The organism is Amycolatopsis sp. NPDC043889 (genome assembly GCF_056435645.1).
The window spans coordinates 35,121-48,707 of the sequence record NZ_JBWKEC010000007.1 but is presented as its reverse complement, the minus strand read 5'-3'; the positions used below and the strand labels follow the sequence as shown (position 1 = coordinate 48,707).

13 protein-coding genes are annotated in these 13,587 nt (G+C 68.5%); 8 read left to right on the top strand and 5 right to left on the bottom strand.

Annotation, left to right across the window (positions count from 1 at the left end):
• The first annotated feature begins 164 nt into the window (after nt 1-164).
• The 4 genes from AC0685_RS15985 to AC0685_RS15970 all read left to right on the top strand — a co-directional run bounded on the left by AC0685_RS15985 (nt 165) and on the right by AC0685_RS15970 (nt 5,657).
• A complete protein-coding gene (locus tag AC0685_RS15985; RefSeq protein WP_478226214.1) occupies nt 165-1,634 on the top strand; it encodes a SpaA isopeptide-forming pilin-related protein in 1,470 nt (489 codons plus the stop codon).
• Nucleotides 1,635-1,645: 11 nt separating this feature from the next.
• Complete coding sequence (locus tag AC0685_RS15980) at nt 1,646-2,329, top strand: class F sortase (protein WP_478226213.1); 684 nt, start codon at nt 1,646-1,648, stop codon at nt 2,327-2,329.
• A gap of 99 nt (nt 2,330-2,428) precedes the next feature.
• On the top strand, nt 2,429-4,420 hold the full coding sequence (locus tag AC0685_RS15975) for an SDR family oxidoreductase (protein ID WP_478226212.1): 1,992 nt from the start codon (nt 2,429-2,431) through the stop codon (nt 4,418-4,420).
• A 118-nt stretch (nt 4,421-4,538) separates the two neighbouring features.
• Nucleotides 4,539-5,657, top strand: a complete 1,119-nt coding sequence (locus AC0685_RS15970) for a cell division protein DivIVA (RefSeq protein ID WP_478226211.1) — start codon at nt 4,539-4,541, stop codon at nt 5,655-5,657.
• An 84-nt stretch (nt 5,658-5,741) separates the two neighbouring features.
• Here AC0685_RS15970 and AC0685_RS15965 read toward each other — a convergent pair whose 3' ends face one another.
• On the bottom strand, nt 5,742-7,067 hold the full coding sequence (locus AC0685_RS15965; protein ID WP_478226210.1) for an amidase: 1,326 nt from the start codon (nt 7,065-7,067) through the stop codon (nt 5,742-5,744).
• 28 nt (nt 7,068-7,095) lie between these two features.
• Nucleotides 7,096-8,190, bottom strand: coding sequence for an alkene reductase (locus tag AC0685_RS15960; RefSeq protein WP_478226209.1), 1,095 nt, complete (start codon nt 8,188-8,190; stop codon nt 7,096-7,098).
• On the opposite strand from AC0685_RS15960, the gene AC0685_RS15955 reads away from it, so the two are divergent.
• Nucleotides 8,189-8,671: a MerR family transcriptional regulator gene (locus tag AC0685_RS15955; RefSeq protein WP_478226208.1), complete on the top strand. Its 483-nt coding sequence runs from the start codon at nt 8,189-8,191 to the stop codon at nt 8,669-8,671. The genes AC0685_RS15960 and AC0685_RS15955 overlap by 2 nt on opposite strands.
• A 6-nt stretch (nt 8,672-8,677) precedes the next feature.
• Here AC0685_RS15955 and AC0685_RS15950 read toward each other — a convergent pair whose 3' ends face one another.
• From AC0685_RS15950 to AC0685_RS15940, 3 genes are read right to left on the bottom strand one after another with little or no spacing between them, the layout of a single operon-like run.
• On the bottom strand, nt 8,678-9,253 hold the full coding sequence (locus AC0685_RS15950; protein ID WP_478226404.1) for a TIGR03086 family metal-binding protein: 576 nt from the start codon (nt 9,251-9,253) through the stop codon (nt 8,678-8,680).
• A gap of 5 nt (nt 9,254-9,258) precedes the next feature.
• Nucleotides 9,259-9,741, bottom strand: coding sequence for an SRPBCC family protein (locus AC0685_RS15945; protein ID WP_478226207.1), 483 nt, complete (start codon nt 9,739-9,741; stop codon nt 9,259-9,261).
• A gap of 29 nt (nt 9,742-9,770) precedes the next feature.
• Nucleotides 9,771-10,121, bottom strand: a complete 351-nt coding sequence (locus AC0685_RS15940; protein ID WP_340687061.1) for an ArsR/SmtB family transcription factor — start codon at nt 10,119-10,121, stop codon at nt 9,771-9,773.
• A 288-nt stretch (nt 10,122-10,409) separates the two neighbouring features.
• Between AC0685_RS15940 and AC0685_RS15935 the strand changes: the two genes are divergently transcribed.
• From AC0685_RS15935 to AC0685_RS15925, 3 genes are all read left to right on the top strand, one after another.
• Complete coding sequence (locus tag AC0685_RS15935) at nt 10,410-11,651, top strand: glycoside hydrolase family 3 N-terminal domain-containing protein (protein WP_478226206.1); 1,242 nt, start codon at nt 10,410-10,412, stop codon at nt 11,649-11,651.
• 161 nt (nt 11,652-11,812) lie between these two features.
• Complete coding sequence (locus tag AC0685_RS15930; RefSeq protein ID WP_478226205.1) at nt 11,813-12,751, top strand: CE1 family esterase; 939 nt, start codon at nt 11,813-11,815, stop codon at nt 12,749-12,751.
• Nucleotides 12,752-12,858: 107 nt separating this feature from the next.
• Nucleotides 12,859-13,563, top strand: coding sequence for a TetR/AcrR family transcriptional regulator (locus AC0685_RS15925; RefSeq protein ID WP_478226204.1), 705 nt, complete (start codon nt 12,859-12,861; stop codon nt 13,561-13,563).
• Nucleotides 13,564-13,587: the final 24 nt, after the last annotated feature.

Below are 13,587 nucleotides of genomic sequence, written 5' to 3'. Positions count from 1 at the left end.
ATACCCCACCTGATGCCGTATTGCCAAAACCGCTGATCACCCGCCACCCTCCACGTTACGTGTTCGGATAGTCACCGAAGGCGTGTCGGGGAACCTATCGATCGTGTGACCTGCGCCGACGTAAATGCGCCGGGGCGGAGCACGGCCAAAGGAGTCAACACACCATGGGGTGGACCACACGCCCGAGCGTGCGTTCGCGCGCCTTGACCAGCCTGATCGCGACGTGCCTGCTAGGCGCTTTGTCCGCCACCGTCGCGGTGACACCGGCCTCGGCCGCCGACAACGAAGGCATCGGCTTCGGGGTTACACCCGGCCAGCCCTACAAGGACGTGAAACCGAAGAAGGACTGGCTCGGTTCCTACGTCGTCAACGGCAAGCACGTCTTCTGCGTGAGCTTCCAGCAGAAGGCGCCGGACACGAACGAGGAGTACAAGCCCGGCGACGAGCTGCTGGACAAGTGGGGACAGAAGCTGCCCGCGGACATCGCGGCCAACATCTCCTACCTGCTGCTTCGCTACGGTGGCACGCAGGACAACGCCGAAGCCGCCGCACTCGCTCACCTGCTCCATTCCTGGACGGCCAAGCCGCGATCCGACGCCGACACCGACCCGGAGCTGCCTTCCAACAAGATCGGCTACAAGATCCAAGATCATCTCGACAAGCTGAAGGCCCAGTTCCCCGAAGGCGCCACGGCCGTCGAGAAGCTGACCAAGGACGCCGAAGCGAACCGCGGCCCGTGGACCACCGCGATCACGCCGCCGAAGGAAGACCAGCACATCGGCACCGCCGGCGAGTGGACGATCAGCGTCAAGAACGCCAAGGGCAAGGGCGTCTCCGGCGTGCCCGTGCAGCTCACGCCGTCGAACGCGACCGTCGACAGCGGCGAGAGCACCAAGCCCGCGTCGACATCCAACGCCAAGGCCGAGAAGGCCACGACGGTGAAGACGGGCGAGGACGGCACCGTCACGGTTAAGGTGACGCCGACCGGTGACCAGCCGAAGCTGGCCAGCTCGCTGTCCGCCCCGGCGGACCGGCCGTACGTGCAGTTCCCCGTCAAGACCGGCGTGCAGAAGGTCGTCTCGACCGGCGGCGAGAAGGAACTGAAGGCCCAAGGTGTCGCGGTCGTTTCGAAGCCGGGCAAGGTCCAGGTGACGAAGGTCGACGCGAAGACCGACAAGGGCGTGGCGGGCGCCGTGCTGCGGATCACCGCGAAGGACAAGACGACGGCCGCGATCGGCCACGACGGCAAACCCCTCAACGGCGCCGACGGCAAACCCGCCGTCGTCACCACCGAAGGCGAGAACGGCACCGTCATCGTGGAGAACCTGCGGACCCCGCAGGAGATCTGCGTGGTCGAGGTCAGCGCGCCGCCGGGTTACACCAACGCGTTCGACCCGAAGAATCCGCCATCCGCCTGCGGTGAGGTCGAACCGGGTGAGACGCTGGCGCTCAAGGTCGCCAACACGCCCAACGAGGTACCGCGCACCATCCCCGCCGGCGACCGGCCGGTGGCGATGATGCAGGGCACCGTCGAGAATTCGGCGTCGACCGCCGGCATCCTCGGCGTCGGCGCGCTCGCGCTGCTCGGTTCGCTGATGGTGGGCGTGGCCGCGCGGCGGTCTTCGCGACGCTAAGAGGTTCTGGGATGTCAGTACGACGCGGGTTCGCGCTGGGAGCCGTCACGGTCCTGTGCGCGGACCTCGTCGCGGCCTTGCTCATCTGGCCGCCGACGACAGTGGTGACGGGGACGGCCCAGGCCGTCTCCGTCTCGGTCGCGGGCGGCGCTCCGGCCGCGCCCGCGCAACAGGAGGTCCCGCCTCCGCCGGACGTCGTCCCCACGACTCCGACGGCCACTCCGCCGGTGTCGAAGAAGCCCGAAGCCCCGAAACCGCAGCGGCCGGGGACGATCCGGCTGCCCGCGGGCGGTGCCGCGAAACTCGTGCGCAAGGAACTCGGGCCGGGCGCGGAGCTTCCCGTGCCGGAGAATCTCGGCGAGGTGACCTGGTGGGGCGCCGAGCTGAGCGCGGCCACCGGCGCGAGCGTGTTCGCGGGCCACGTGAACTGGAAGGGCGCGACGGGTCCGTTCGCCGAGCTGTGGACCGAGCGGATCGGCGGCACGGTCACAGTGGTCGACAAGGCGGGCAAGTCCTGGCAGTACAAGGTCTCCCAGCTGATCACGCTGAAGAAGAACGAACTGCCGCAGCGGGCGGACGAGCTGTTCGGCCAGTCCGGTCCACATCGGATAGTCCTCGTCACCTGTGGCGGCCGCTGGGTCGGCGGGGAGACCGGCTACGCCGAGAACCGGGTCGTCATCGCCGATCCCGCCTAGTTACCCGTGAGTAACTTCACTGGTGTCGTGGTGGTCCTCGCCGTCCTGATGCAGCAGAATGCCGGGGGACGCGGGCGAGCACGGTGAAGGGTGAGGCGAATGGCGACTTTTCTGGTGACCGGGGCGACCGGGCTGATCGGGCGCCAATTCACCCGGCTGCTGCTCACCAGGGACGACGTCGACGAGGTCGCGCTCGTCGTCCGGGCGTCCTCGCGGGACAAACTCGCCAAACTCGTGAACGCCTGGCCGCATCCGGAACGCGTCACCCTCGTCACCGGTGACCTCGGCGAGCCACTGCTCGGCGTCTCCGGGGAGGACCGTGAGCGGCTTCGCGGCGTCGATCACATCGTCCACCTCGCCGCCCTGTACGACCTCACCGCCGACGACGAAGCCAGCATCAAGGCCAACGTCGAGGGCACCGCGCAGGTGATCGCGCTCGCCGCCGATCTGAACGCGGGCTGCCTGCACCACGTGTCCTCGGTCGCCGTCGCCGGTGACCACGAGGGCATGTTCACCGAAGAGATGTTCGACGTCGGCCAGCGGCTCGTCACGCCGTACCACCGCACGAAGTTCGAGGCGGAGCGCCTCGTGCGCGAGCAGCAGGACGTGCCGTGGCGGGTGTACCGGCCCGCGGTCGTCGTCGGGAACTCCGAGACCGGCGAAATGGACAAGATCGACGGCCCGTACTACCTGTTCCCCGCGATCAGCAGGCTCGCCGGGCTGCCCGACGTGCCGATCGTCGGCCCCGACCTCGGCGACACCAATGTCGTCCCGGTCGACTACGTCGCCGAATCGCTGAACGCCCTGATCACCACGAAGGGGCTCGACGGGCGCGCGTTCCACCTGGTCAACCCGGAACCGCAGCCGGTCGTCTCGGTCTACAACGCGTTCGCGAAGGCGGCGGGTGCGCCGACCATCTCCGTACAGCTCAACGAACGCGTGTCCAAGGGCATCGTCAACCTGGTGAAACTGAGCGAGCACATCCCCGGCTTCACGATCGCGCGTGACGCCGTGCTGGAGCGGCTCGGGATCCCGCCGGTGCTGCTGGAGACCTTGGCGTTCCCGTCGGTGTTCTCGTCTGCGTCGACGCGCAAGGCACTCATCGGTTCGGGCGTCGAGGTGCCCCGGATCGAGGACTACGCGCCCACCCTGTGGCGCTACTGGCGAGAGCACCTGGACCCGTTCCGCGCCCGCAAGCACGGCCCGCGCGGCGAACTGGACGGCCGTCGCGTGATCATCACCGGCGCGTCTTCGGGCATCGGCCGGGCGACCGCGATCAAGGTCGCCGCCGCGGGCGGGGTGCCGCTGCTCGTGGCACGGCGGCAGCACGAGCTCGAAGAAGTGCGGGACGAGATCATCGCCGCGGGCGGCACCGCGTCGGTGTACCCGGCCGACCTGACCGACGAGGAATCGGTGCACAAGGCCGTCGACGCGATGCTCGCCGAGCACGGCCGGATCGACATGCTCGTGAACAACGCCGGCCGGTCGATCCGGCGGTCGATCAAACTGTCGTACGACCGGTTCCACGACTACGAGCGCGCGATGGCGATCAATTACTTCGGCGCGGTGCGGCTGATCCTCGCGGTGCTGCCGCATATGTCCGAGCGGAAGTTCGGGCATATCGTCAACGTCTCGTCGATCGGCGTCCAGGGAATCGCGCCGCGCTTTTCGGCGTATGCGGCGTCGAAGGCCGCATTGGACTATTTCTCCCGGATCGCCGCGACCGAGACCCACGGCGATGGAATCACCTTCACGACAATCCACATGCCACTCGTGCGTACGCCGATGATCCGGCCGACGAAGATCTACGACGCGTTTCCGACCAAATCCCCGGATCAGGCGGCGGACATGGTGATGAAGGCGCTGAGGGAGCGTCCGAAGCACATCGGCACGCCCGCCGGGCAGGCGATCGGGCTCGCGTACACGCTCACACCGGGACTCACGGATGCCGTGGCCTACCAAGGATTCCGGGTGTTCCCGGATTCCGCGGCCGCGGGCGGCGAAGGCGGGCTCAAGATCGGGAAGGGCGAGCAGCATCTGTCTCGTGCGGCGATGGCGCTCGCCCGGCTCAGCCGCGGCTTCCATTGGTGACACTGCGCACACGGGTGGCGGCCGTTCAGGTGAGGGATCGCAGCTGAGAGCCGACACACGTCGGTGAATCACGAAGCCTGACAACGGCGACACCGGGTACGCAGGTACCGTCGTGGCCATGGTTCCCGAGCGAGACAACGGCCTGTTGCCCCTGCGGCGCGAATACACCCAGGCCTGGCACGGCTTCGACCGGAACGAAGTGCGCCAGTATCTGGATCATCTCGAAGCCCAGCTGCACCGCGTGATCACCGACCGCGACGCCGCGATCGCGCAGGCGACATCGGCCACGCGCGAACTCGAAACCGTCCGCCACGAGGTGGCGAAGCTGAACGCCAGGATCGAGGAGCTGAAGAAGCCGCCGGAGCGGCTCGAAGACCTCGACGAGCGGATGCAGCGCACCGTCACGCTCGCACAGGCGCGCGCGGAAGAGATCACGAAGCGTGCCGAGGTCGCCGCCGAGAAGCACTGGGCGTCGTCGAGCGAAGCTTCAAAGAAGCTCCGTGAGCGCTACACGCGGCTCGTCGCCGAGCTGGACAAGCAGGCGGACGCGCTGCACTCAGAGCACGAATCGGCGCTCGCCGAGACGCGGGCCGAGGTCCAGCGGCTGACCGTCGAGGCCGCCCAGCGCCGGGAACTGCTGGACAACGAGGCCGAGCGCAAGCGCCGGAAGATCGAGCGCGAGTTCGATCAGACGATCGCGGCTCAGCGCGCCGCGCACGAGAAGCACATCGCCGACCAGCAGACGGCCAGCAAGAATCAGGCCGAGCGCCGGATCGCCGAGGCCACCGCGGAGGCGAAGCGCCGCATCGACGAGGCAACGGCCGAAGCCAAGCGCCGGCTCGACGAGGCCACGACGACCGCCGCCCAGCGCACGACCGCCGCCCAGCGGAAGGTCGAGCGGCTGGCGGAGATCCGCGAGCAGGCCCGCAAGAGCCTGATGCAGGCCGACGAGGTCCTGAAGGGCAGCGAGGCGATGCTCGCGGCACTGCCCGAGGAGTCGGTGATCCCGCACGCTTCGAAGCTCGTCGGTGGCGACAGCAAGGCCGAGGAGAAGAAGCCGGCGGGCAAGCCCGCCGAGCCGCCCGCCTCGAAGGCCGCCGCTCCAGCCGCCGCCAAACCTTCTCCCAAGCCCGCTCCTTCGGCGCCTGCCGCCGCTGCGCCGAAGAACGGACAGAACGAGCAGAACGGCCCGAAGTCGAACGGGCAGAAGCCGTCACCCGCCAAAACCGGCTCCTGAACAGCACGAAGTAGCAAGGGACCTTTGCTGTCACTCTCTTTTGGAGAGTGACAGCAAAGGTCCCTTGCTCCCTTCTGGGAACGGTCAGGAGGCGGTGGTGCGCGGCCAGGGATTGGCCGCTTCGAGCTGGGCGGCGAGGCCCAGGAGGAGCGCTTCCCCGCCGGGCGCGGCGACGAGCTGGACGCAGGCCGGGATGCCCGAAGGATGCACCCCGACCGGCACGGACATCGCCGGATAGCCCGCGAGATTCCACAGGCCCGCGAAGCCCGCCACACGCACGGATGGCACCACGTTGGCGATCCACCGGCTTTCGTGCCAGGTGCGGGCCTTGAGCGGGAGCGTCGCGATCATGGGCGTGACCAGGACATCGTGGTCGGTGAAGAACTCTTCGGCACGCTCCAGCCAGCACTCCCGGGTGCTCTCCCGGACGCGTTCGGCCATCAGCCGCCCGAGCCGGACGTGGGTGCGTGTCCGGGGCTGGAGCGCGGCGAGATCGAACTCGGCCGCTTGTTCGGCAGGGCCCGCGACCCAGCGCACCAGGAGGCCACCGATCGCTCCGGCGCTGTACCGGGGCGTGCCGGGCACGACGGTGTGCCCTGCCGCACGGAACAGCTCTCCGGCCTGGGCGACGGCACGGTTGAACGCGCGGGGCAGCGGCGCCCTCGTCAGCGGGACCTGGGTCGACAAAGCGATGCGGGACCGCTTCGGGGTGACGAGGTCCGTCAGCCCCGGCTCTTCGGCGAGGACCGACATCAGCACGGCGGCGTCGGCCACGGTGGTCGTCATCGGACCGTGCGTGGACAGGCCGAACCAGCCGTTCTCCCCCGGTACACGGACCACGCCCTTACCCGGTTTGAGACCGACGATCCCGCACATCGCGGACGGGAGCCGAATCGACCCCAGCCCGTCCGTGCCGTGCGCGATAGGCACCAACCCGGCCGCGACGGCCGCGGCGCTTCCGCCCGACGAACCACCGGCGGCATAGGACGGATTGCGCGGATTGCGCGCCGTCCCGTCCGGATCGTCGCTCGACGGCCAGATGCACAACTCCGGCACCCGGGTCAGGCCGACGATCACCGCTCCGGCCGCGCGTAGGCGCCGCGCTATCTCACCGTCCTCTGTGGACAGCGTCGACGAACCCGCACGCGACCCCCACGAGGCGTATTCGCCTTCGATCGGCGCGACGTCCTTGACCGCGACCGGCACCCCGGCCAAGGGCAGATCCGCCAGGTCCAGACGTTCGGCGACAGCGGCTGCCTCGGTGAGTGCCTCCTCGGCCCGCACCCGGCGGAACGCACCGATCACCCCGTCCGCCGCCGCGATCCGGGCCAGCGCCTCACGGGTCACCTGGACCGGATCGAGTTCCTTGGCACGCACAGCCGCCGCGATTTCCACTGCCGTCTTGACCATCCCCGCACTGTAGAGCGGGCGGCGAAGATCAGCTGCGCGCCGAACAGGCGAACTTCGCCGAGTCCGGTTCGAACGCCGGGAAGTCGGTGTAGCCATTGAGCCTGGCGCCGTAGTAGACGGCGTGGTCCGCCCGAGCCAGCGGAGCACGGAGAGCGAAACGGGCGGGCAGATCCGGGTTCGCGATGAACAACCTGCCGAAAGCGACCACGTCGGCCAGCCCGGACTCGATCAAGGACTCACCCTCGTCCCGGGTGGTCGGCTCCTCGGACCGCAGATTCGCGATGAGCGTTCCTGACCACAAGGGCCGCAGATGCGACAGCACCTCGGCGTCAGGAGTGTCGATGACGTGCAGGTACGCGAGCTCGTACCGGCGAAGTTCCGCCACGAGCCGTGAGTACACCTCCTTCCAGTCGCCTTCCACGATGTCGTTCTCCGGGTTTCCCGGCGAGATCCGCAGGGCGACCCTGGCCGCGCCGATCTGCTGGACCACGGCCGCCACCACCTCGAGCGGGAAGCAGAGCCGGGCGGCGACCGAGCCGCCGTAACGGTCCTCCCTGCGGTTGGTGTTGTCGGCGAGGAACTCCTGGATGAGGTAGCCGTTGGCACCGTGGAGCTCCACGCCGTCGAATCCCGCCTCGATGGCTCGCCGGGCCGCCGAAGCGAAGTCCTGGACCACCTCACCGATCTCCTCCTCGCCGAGCGCACGAGGTTCGACCGTGTCCGTCCAGCCTCCGGCCGAGAAGATCCGCCCGGCCTGCTGGACCGCCGACGGCGCCACCGGCGTCCGGCCCATCACTCCGGGGTGAGTGACCCTCCCCGCGTGCCAGAGCTGCGCGAAGATGCGGCCGCCCTTCTCGTGCACGGCCGCCGTCACCGCGCGCCATGCCTCGGCCTGTTGCTCTGTCGCCAGCCCTGGAATACCGGGGCCGCTCTTGCCGGTCCGGTTCACCCAGACACCTTCACTCACGATCAAACCGGCGCTCGCGCGCTGCGCGTAGTACTCGGCCGTCAGTGGATGCGGTAGGCCGGTGACATCGTCCGCGCGCCCCCTGGTCATCGGGGCCATCGCCATGCGGTTCGTCAACTGGAGCGCGGTACCGCGGAATACTTCGAGCAGCCTCATGAACGCGAAGCTAAACCCTGACGCCGACGTCACGGTCAACCTCGGTTCCCGCGGCTACTGTGGACTCATGCAGATCGGTGAACTGGCGAAGCGAACCGGGGTGAGCGTCCGCTCGTTGCGGTACTACGAAACGGAAGGCCTGCTGACTCCCGCTCGATGCGGCAACGGCTACCGGGCCTTCACCGAAGAAGACGTCGCCAGGGTCCTGCAGATCCAGCTCTTCTATTCGGCCGGGTTGTGCAGCGGCAAAATCGCGGAACTCCTTCCGTGCGTTTCCGGGGACCACACGCATTTGGTGCCCTCGCCGGAGATGACCGGCGAACTGGAGATCGCCAGGACTCGGATCCAGAACCAGATCTCCTTGCTCACCACCTCTCTGTCGGTTCTGGAACGTGTCCTGGCCGCGGCCAAGGGAACCGATACCGCCGAGGTACCTGTTCCTTCCCGGCCCGTCCGGCGACACCGCGGGATCCATGTCTGATCCGTGTCAGGCGTTCGGGTCCCGGCCCATCAGGCCGAGCAGCCTGTCCTGCAGGGGCGCGTCTTCGGGCACTTTCACTTCGGGACCGAAGACGACGATGCCGGGCCCGAACGCTCCGGGAATCCTCATCTGATCGGGGATCGCCTGCGCCGCCGGCCACATCCGGGCGATCTCCTCCGGATCGATCGTGTCGTCCTGCCCGGTGGCCCGGGCCAGATCCCAGCCGTGGATCACCATGTCGGCACTGACGACCTGGTCGATGTGCTGTTCCGCGGTCATCTTCCCCGTCGGTGTCTCGTGTTCCGTGGCCGCGAGCACGGGATCGGCGAGGACGGCTTCGACATCGGCCCGCGCGGCACGGAAGGCGCCCAGCGGGTCGTCCAGGAGCGATGGCGCCGGCCCGAGGTCACGCCCGAAGGGGCGAAGCATCGCGCCGTGCATGTCGACGATGTGCCCGACGACATCCCTGGCGTTCCACTCTTCACACGGAGATCCGCTCTCCCACTGCCCGGCTTGGACGGCGGCGACCTTGCTCTCGAAGGCGTCGGCCCGGACGCGATATCGGTCCGCGATGGCGGTCATCGTGTTCACGCCCCCACCGGAGCGGCCAGGAACTCGGCCAGCTTGCCGAAGCCCTCGCCGATGCCCCGTTCCATCCCGGATTCGAGAACGGCGTCCCGGACCCGCTTCGAGCCGTACCGCACCACCTGGGTCAGCGTGGTGACCCCTTCGTGTTCGACCAGCGTCAGAGTCGCCAAGGCCTGGCCTTCCGACGCCTCACAGTCCTCGTTCGTCTCGAGGGAGACGAGCCTTTCCGGACGGTCGATCTCCTGGTAGACGCCCTGCAGCACCATGTCCGTCCCGCCGTGGCGCAGCCGGTAGCGCCACCTGCCGCCGACCCGCAGGTCGATCTCGCATTCGACGACCTCGCAGCCGCGCGGACCGAACCAGCGGCGCACCAGTTCCGGTTTGGTCCACGCGTCGAACACCAGCGTCCTCGGCGCGTCGAAGGACCTCGTCATGACGATCTCGAGATCGCCGGATTTCGTCACGCTGAGAGTTCGTCCCATCGTGCTGTTCCTTTCCGCTCATGCGGTGGTCAATCGGTCTCTGGACGGCGTTCCGGGTGCCGCATCTCCCCGTCGAGGACGAGATCCAGCTCCGAGAAGGCCTCGTCCCAGTAGCGGCGGTAGCCGCCGAGCCATTCGTTCGCGTTCTTCAGCGGCTGAGCCACCAGCCGGCAGGGGCGGCGCTGAGCATCACGCCCCCTTGCCACCAGCCCCGCCCGCTCCAGCACCTTCAGATGCTTGGAGATGGCGGGCTGGCTCATCGCGAAGGGTTCGGCCAGCTCCGTCACCGTGGCCTCGCCGTGCGCGAGCCGCGCGAGGATCGCGCGGCGGGTGGGGTCGGCGAGTGCCGCGAAGGTGACATCGAGCAGATCCTGTGCCACGGTCGCCCGCCTTCCTGTTCCTGGGTTCGAGCAGGTCTCACGAGTTCGAGTTCTCACGATCTCCTCCCCCGTCGCCTACCCGGGGAGGAGATGGATAACCTTGCGGTTCCATAACCATGTGGTAATCTACGGCGGAGCGGATCCAGTTGTCAAGCACGAACACCGGCTTGACCAGAGAGAACACGATCCGGAAGGAGGTGAAGCCGAACGCCCTACCCGACGCGGTCACGCATCAAAGGGCACGCGAGCGCGTACGAAAGGGCAACTGGGGTTACCGTCGACACCGGCATGGACGACGAACGAAACGAGCCGATGAACTCCGGGCGACCGAAGACGACGAAGCGGTGGGCGGCCGTCATCCTGGGAGCCGCCACCGTCCTGGCCACCAGCGTGCAGTGCGGTACGGCGAACGACGGGGCCGGATCCGCGCAGCCAGCGGGAACCGTACCTCCGCCGCGCGGCAGTGCCGCTTCAAGCCAGCCCGCCTCCAGCAAGCCCACGCCCTCGCCGTCACCGAGGGCGGAGCAGGCGCCCGTTCCAGGCTGCGAAGCCGTCATCGCCGGGATGAGCCCCCGGCAGCGGCTGGCCCAGCTGGTGGTGGTCGGCGTGAACGCCGGCGACCCGCAGGCGGCGGTGAAGCTGGTGCGCGACCAGCAGGTCGGCGGGATCTTCCTCGGCGGCAACGAGACGGCCCTGTTGCGGAACCGCGCACTGGACGACGTCCAGCGCGCCGCGAAGGTCCCGGTGTCGGTCGCGATCGACGAAGAAGGCGGCCGTGTCCAGCGGATCGACGCCCTCGACGGCGACATGCCGAGCGCCCGGAAGATGGCCTCGACACTGACGCCGGCGCAGGTACGGGCGAAGGCGGCCGAGCGAGGACGGCAGATGCGAGCCCGCGGTGTCACCGTCGACTACGCGCCCGACGCCGACATCACCGACCAGCCGGACCGCGACATCGTCGGCGACCGATCGTTCGGCGCGGCCCCGGAAACCGCGCGCAAGTACGTCCTGGCGTTCGCGCAGGGCCTGCGGGACGCGGGGGTGCAGCCGGTGCTGAAGCATTTCCCCGGGCACGGGCACGCCACGGGGGATTCCCACAAGGGACTGGTACGAACGCCGCCGCTCGCCTCGCTGCGCAAGGTCGACCTGGTGCCGTACCGCGACATCGGCGAGTACGGCGAGATCGGCGTCATGGTCGGACACCTGGACGTGCCCGATCTGACCGGCGGCACCCCGTCGACCCTGTCGGCACCGGCGTACCGGCTGCTGCGGAAGGACTACGCGTTCAACGGCCCGGTGATCACCGACGATCTCGGGGCGATGAAGGCGATCACGGCGCAGTACCCGCTCCAGACGGCCGTGCTCAAGGCCCTGCAGGCGGGAGCGGATCAAGCGTTGTGGTCCTCCGGCGGCAACGTCGGGACGGTGCTGACCACCCTGGAGCAAGCGCTCGCGTCCGGCGACCTCCCGGCCGCCCGGGTCGACGAGGCCTTGACCCGCGTGCTCGCGGCGAAACGCGCCTGCGGCTGACCTGCGACCGGCTGGACACCCCTGGATCCTCGGCGAGCCCGATCGGCACGCCCGCCAGAGGTGACGGAAAGCGGTCCGAAAACTCAATGAACACAATGCTGACCGGGCCCGCGGCAGGAGTGACCCTGACCACGCCCTGCCGCCCGATCAAGGAGGATCGCGTGCCCGGTCCCACGAAGTACCTGCGTCGTCTCGCGCTGACTGCCGCCGCCGCTGCCGGACTGAGCCTGTTCGCCGCCCCGACGGCGTCGGCCGCACCGTCGCCGATCGATCACCCGGTGCGGACGACCGGCTGCCAGCGTCCGTCCCCGGTTCCCGCCGGGACGACGACGCTGCGGACGCTGACGTCCGGCGGCCTGCTCCGCGAGTACACGGTGCACGTTCCGGCTCAGTACCGGCCGTCCCGGCCGTACCCGCTGGTGTTGTCCTTCCACGGCCACAAACGCACGTCGAAATACCAGGAGGAGCTATCCGGATTTTCCGCGTATGACGCGATTTCCGTCTATCCGCAAGGACTTCCGGGAACGGACGGCGAATCGGCATGGACCGGCGCGCCGTACTCGGCCGCAGCCGACGACGTGCTCTTCACCAGCGATCTGCTGAACACGCTCCAGCGTGAACTGTGTGTCGACTCCCGCCGGATCTACGCGACGGGCAAGTCGAACGGCGGCGGGTTCGTCGGTGTCCTCGCTTGCCGGATGCCGGGCCGGATCGCGGCGTTCGCACCCGTCGCGGGCGCGTTCTACCCGCAGGGCGGCGAATGCCACCCGTCGCGTCCCGCCCCGATTCTCGATTTCCACGGCACGGCCGACGCGACGATCCCCTACGCCGGGAATCCCGCCAAGGGCCTGCCGGCGCTGCCGGACTGGCTCGCCGCGTGGGCGGACCGGAACGGCTGCTTCCCGCATCCGATCCGGTATTCGCCGGAAACCGACGTCACCGTTCAGCGCTGGCTCGGTTGCTCGCTGCAGCACTACCGGGTCGAAGGTGCCGGGCACGTCTGGCCGAGCACCGCGCCGAACAACGACTCCGTCACTCCGACCGTCATCGACGCGACTCCGGTCATCTGGAAGTTCCTGCTCGCCCACCGTCTGCGTTAAGAAACTCGTCGATTCCCTTGCCGGACCGGCACCCCCGGGGCTACCGTCTAACTGACCGGATGACCAGATGAGCAAATCTGGTCACGAAGTCAGAGATGGGAGCGCACGTGGCAGAACGTCCGGACCGCACCGCCGGTCGCGCCGATCGCATCCTCGACGCGGCCGGCGTCCTGCTGACGCGGCTGGGCTATCGCAAGGTGACCATCGAGGACATCGCGAGTCAGGCGGGCATCGGGAAGGGCACGATCTACCTGCACTGGCCCACCAAGGAAACCCTCTTCCACGCGTTGCTCCTGCGTGAATCCCTCCGGGCCGCCGAGAATCTCCTTGCCCGGCTGGACGAAGATCCGGCGGAAGTCGTCCCACACCGGTTCCATCGGGCGGTCTTCCTCCATACCCAGCGGAACCCGTTGCTCGGCGCGCTCATCACCGGCAACACCGAACTGCTGGGCCGGTTGAAGAAACATCCTTTGCAGGATCAGGACGCGGTCGTGAGCGAGCGCTACCTGAAGACGATGACGGACCGCGGCCTGCTGCGCGACGACATCCCGAACCTGCTCTTTTCCCTGCGCGCCTCGTCGCTGGGGTTCTACCTGATGGACAGCTTCATCGCCGACGGCGCCGACCTCGACTCCGAGGAGAAGGCCGACGCTCTCGCGCACATCATCCGGACGGCGTTCGAGCCGCCGGAGCCGCCGTCCCCGGCGAACGTGGCCGCCACCGCGGCCGAAGTGATCCAGGCGTTCCAGGATCTGATCTCGTCCTATCGCGCCTGGATCTACCGGAAGGACGGCCCCGAGGAGCCCGCTTGATCCGGGCTCTCCACCACTGAAGAA

What these genes read in the sequence shown, in the direction of transcription:
- AC0685_RS15945 (WP_478226207.1), bottom strand. Translation starts at nt 9,741, where the DNA reads ATGGGACGAACTCTCAGCGTGACGAAATCCGGCGATCTCGAGATCGTC.
- AC0685_RS15970 (WP_478226211.1), top strand. Translation starts at nt 4,539, where the DNA reads ATGGTTCCCGAGCGAGACAACGGCCTGTTGCCCCTGCGGCGCGAATAC.
- AC0685_RS15975 (WP_478226212.1), top strand. Translation starts at nt 2,429, where the DNA reads ATGGCGACTTTTCTGGTGACCGGGGCGACCGGGCTGATCGGGCGCCAA.
- AC0685_RS15960 (WP_478226209.1), bottom strand. Translation starts at nt 8,190, where the DNA reads ATGAGGCTGCTCGAAGTATTCCGCGGTACCGCGCTCCAGTTGACGAAC.
- AC0685_RS15965 (WP_478226210.1), bottom strand. Translation starts at nt 7,067, where the DNA reads ATGGTCAAGACGGCAGTGGAAATCGCGGCGGCTGTGCGTGCCAAGGAA.
- AC0685_RS15985 (WP_478226214.1), top strand. Translation starts at nt 165, where the DNA reads ATGGGGTGGACCACACGCCCGAGCGTGCGTTCGCGCGCCTTGACCAGC.
- AC0685_RS15955 (WP_478226208.1), top strand. Translation starts at nt 8,189, where the DNA reads ATGAACGCGAAGCTAAACCCTGACGCCGACGTCACGGTCAACCTCGGT.
- AC0685_RS15950 (WP_478226404.1), bottom strand. Translation starts at nt 9,253, where the DNA reads ATGACCGCCATCGCGGACCGATATCGCGTCCGGGCCGACGCCTTCGAG.
- AC0685_RS15980 (WP_478226213.1), top strand. Translation starts at nt 1,646, where the DNA reads ATGTCAGTACGACGCGGGTTCGCGCTGGGAGCCGTCACGGTCCTGTGC.
- AC0685_RS15935 (WP_478226206.1), top strand. Translation starts at nt 10,410, where the DNA reads ATGGACGACGAACGAAACGAGCCGATGAACTCCGGGCGACCGAAGACG.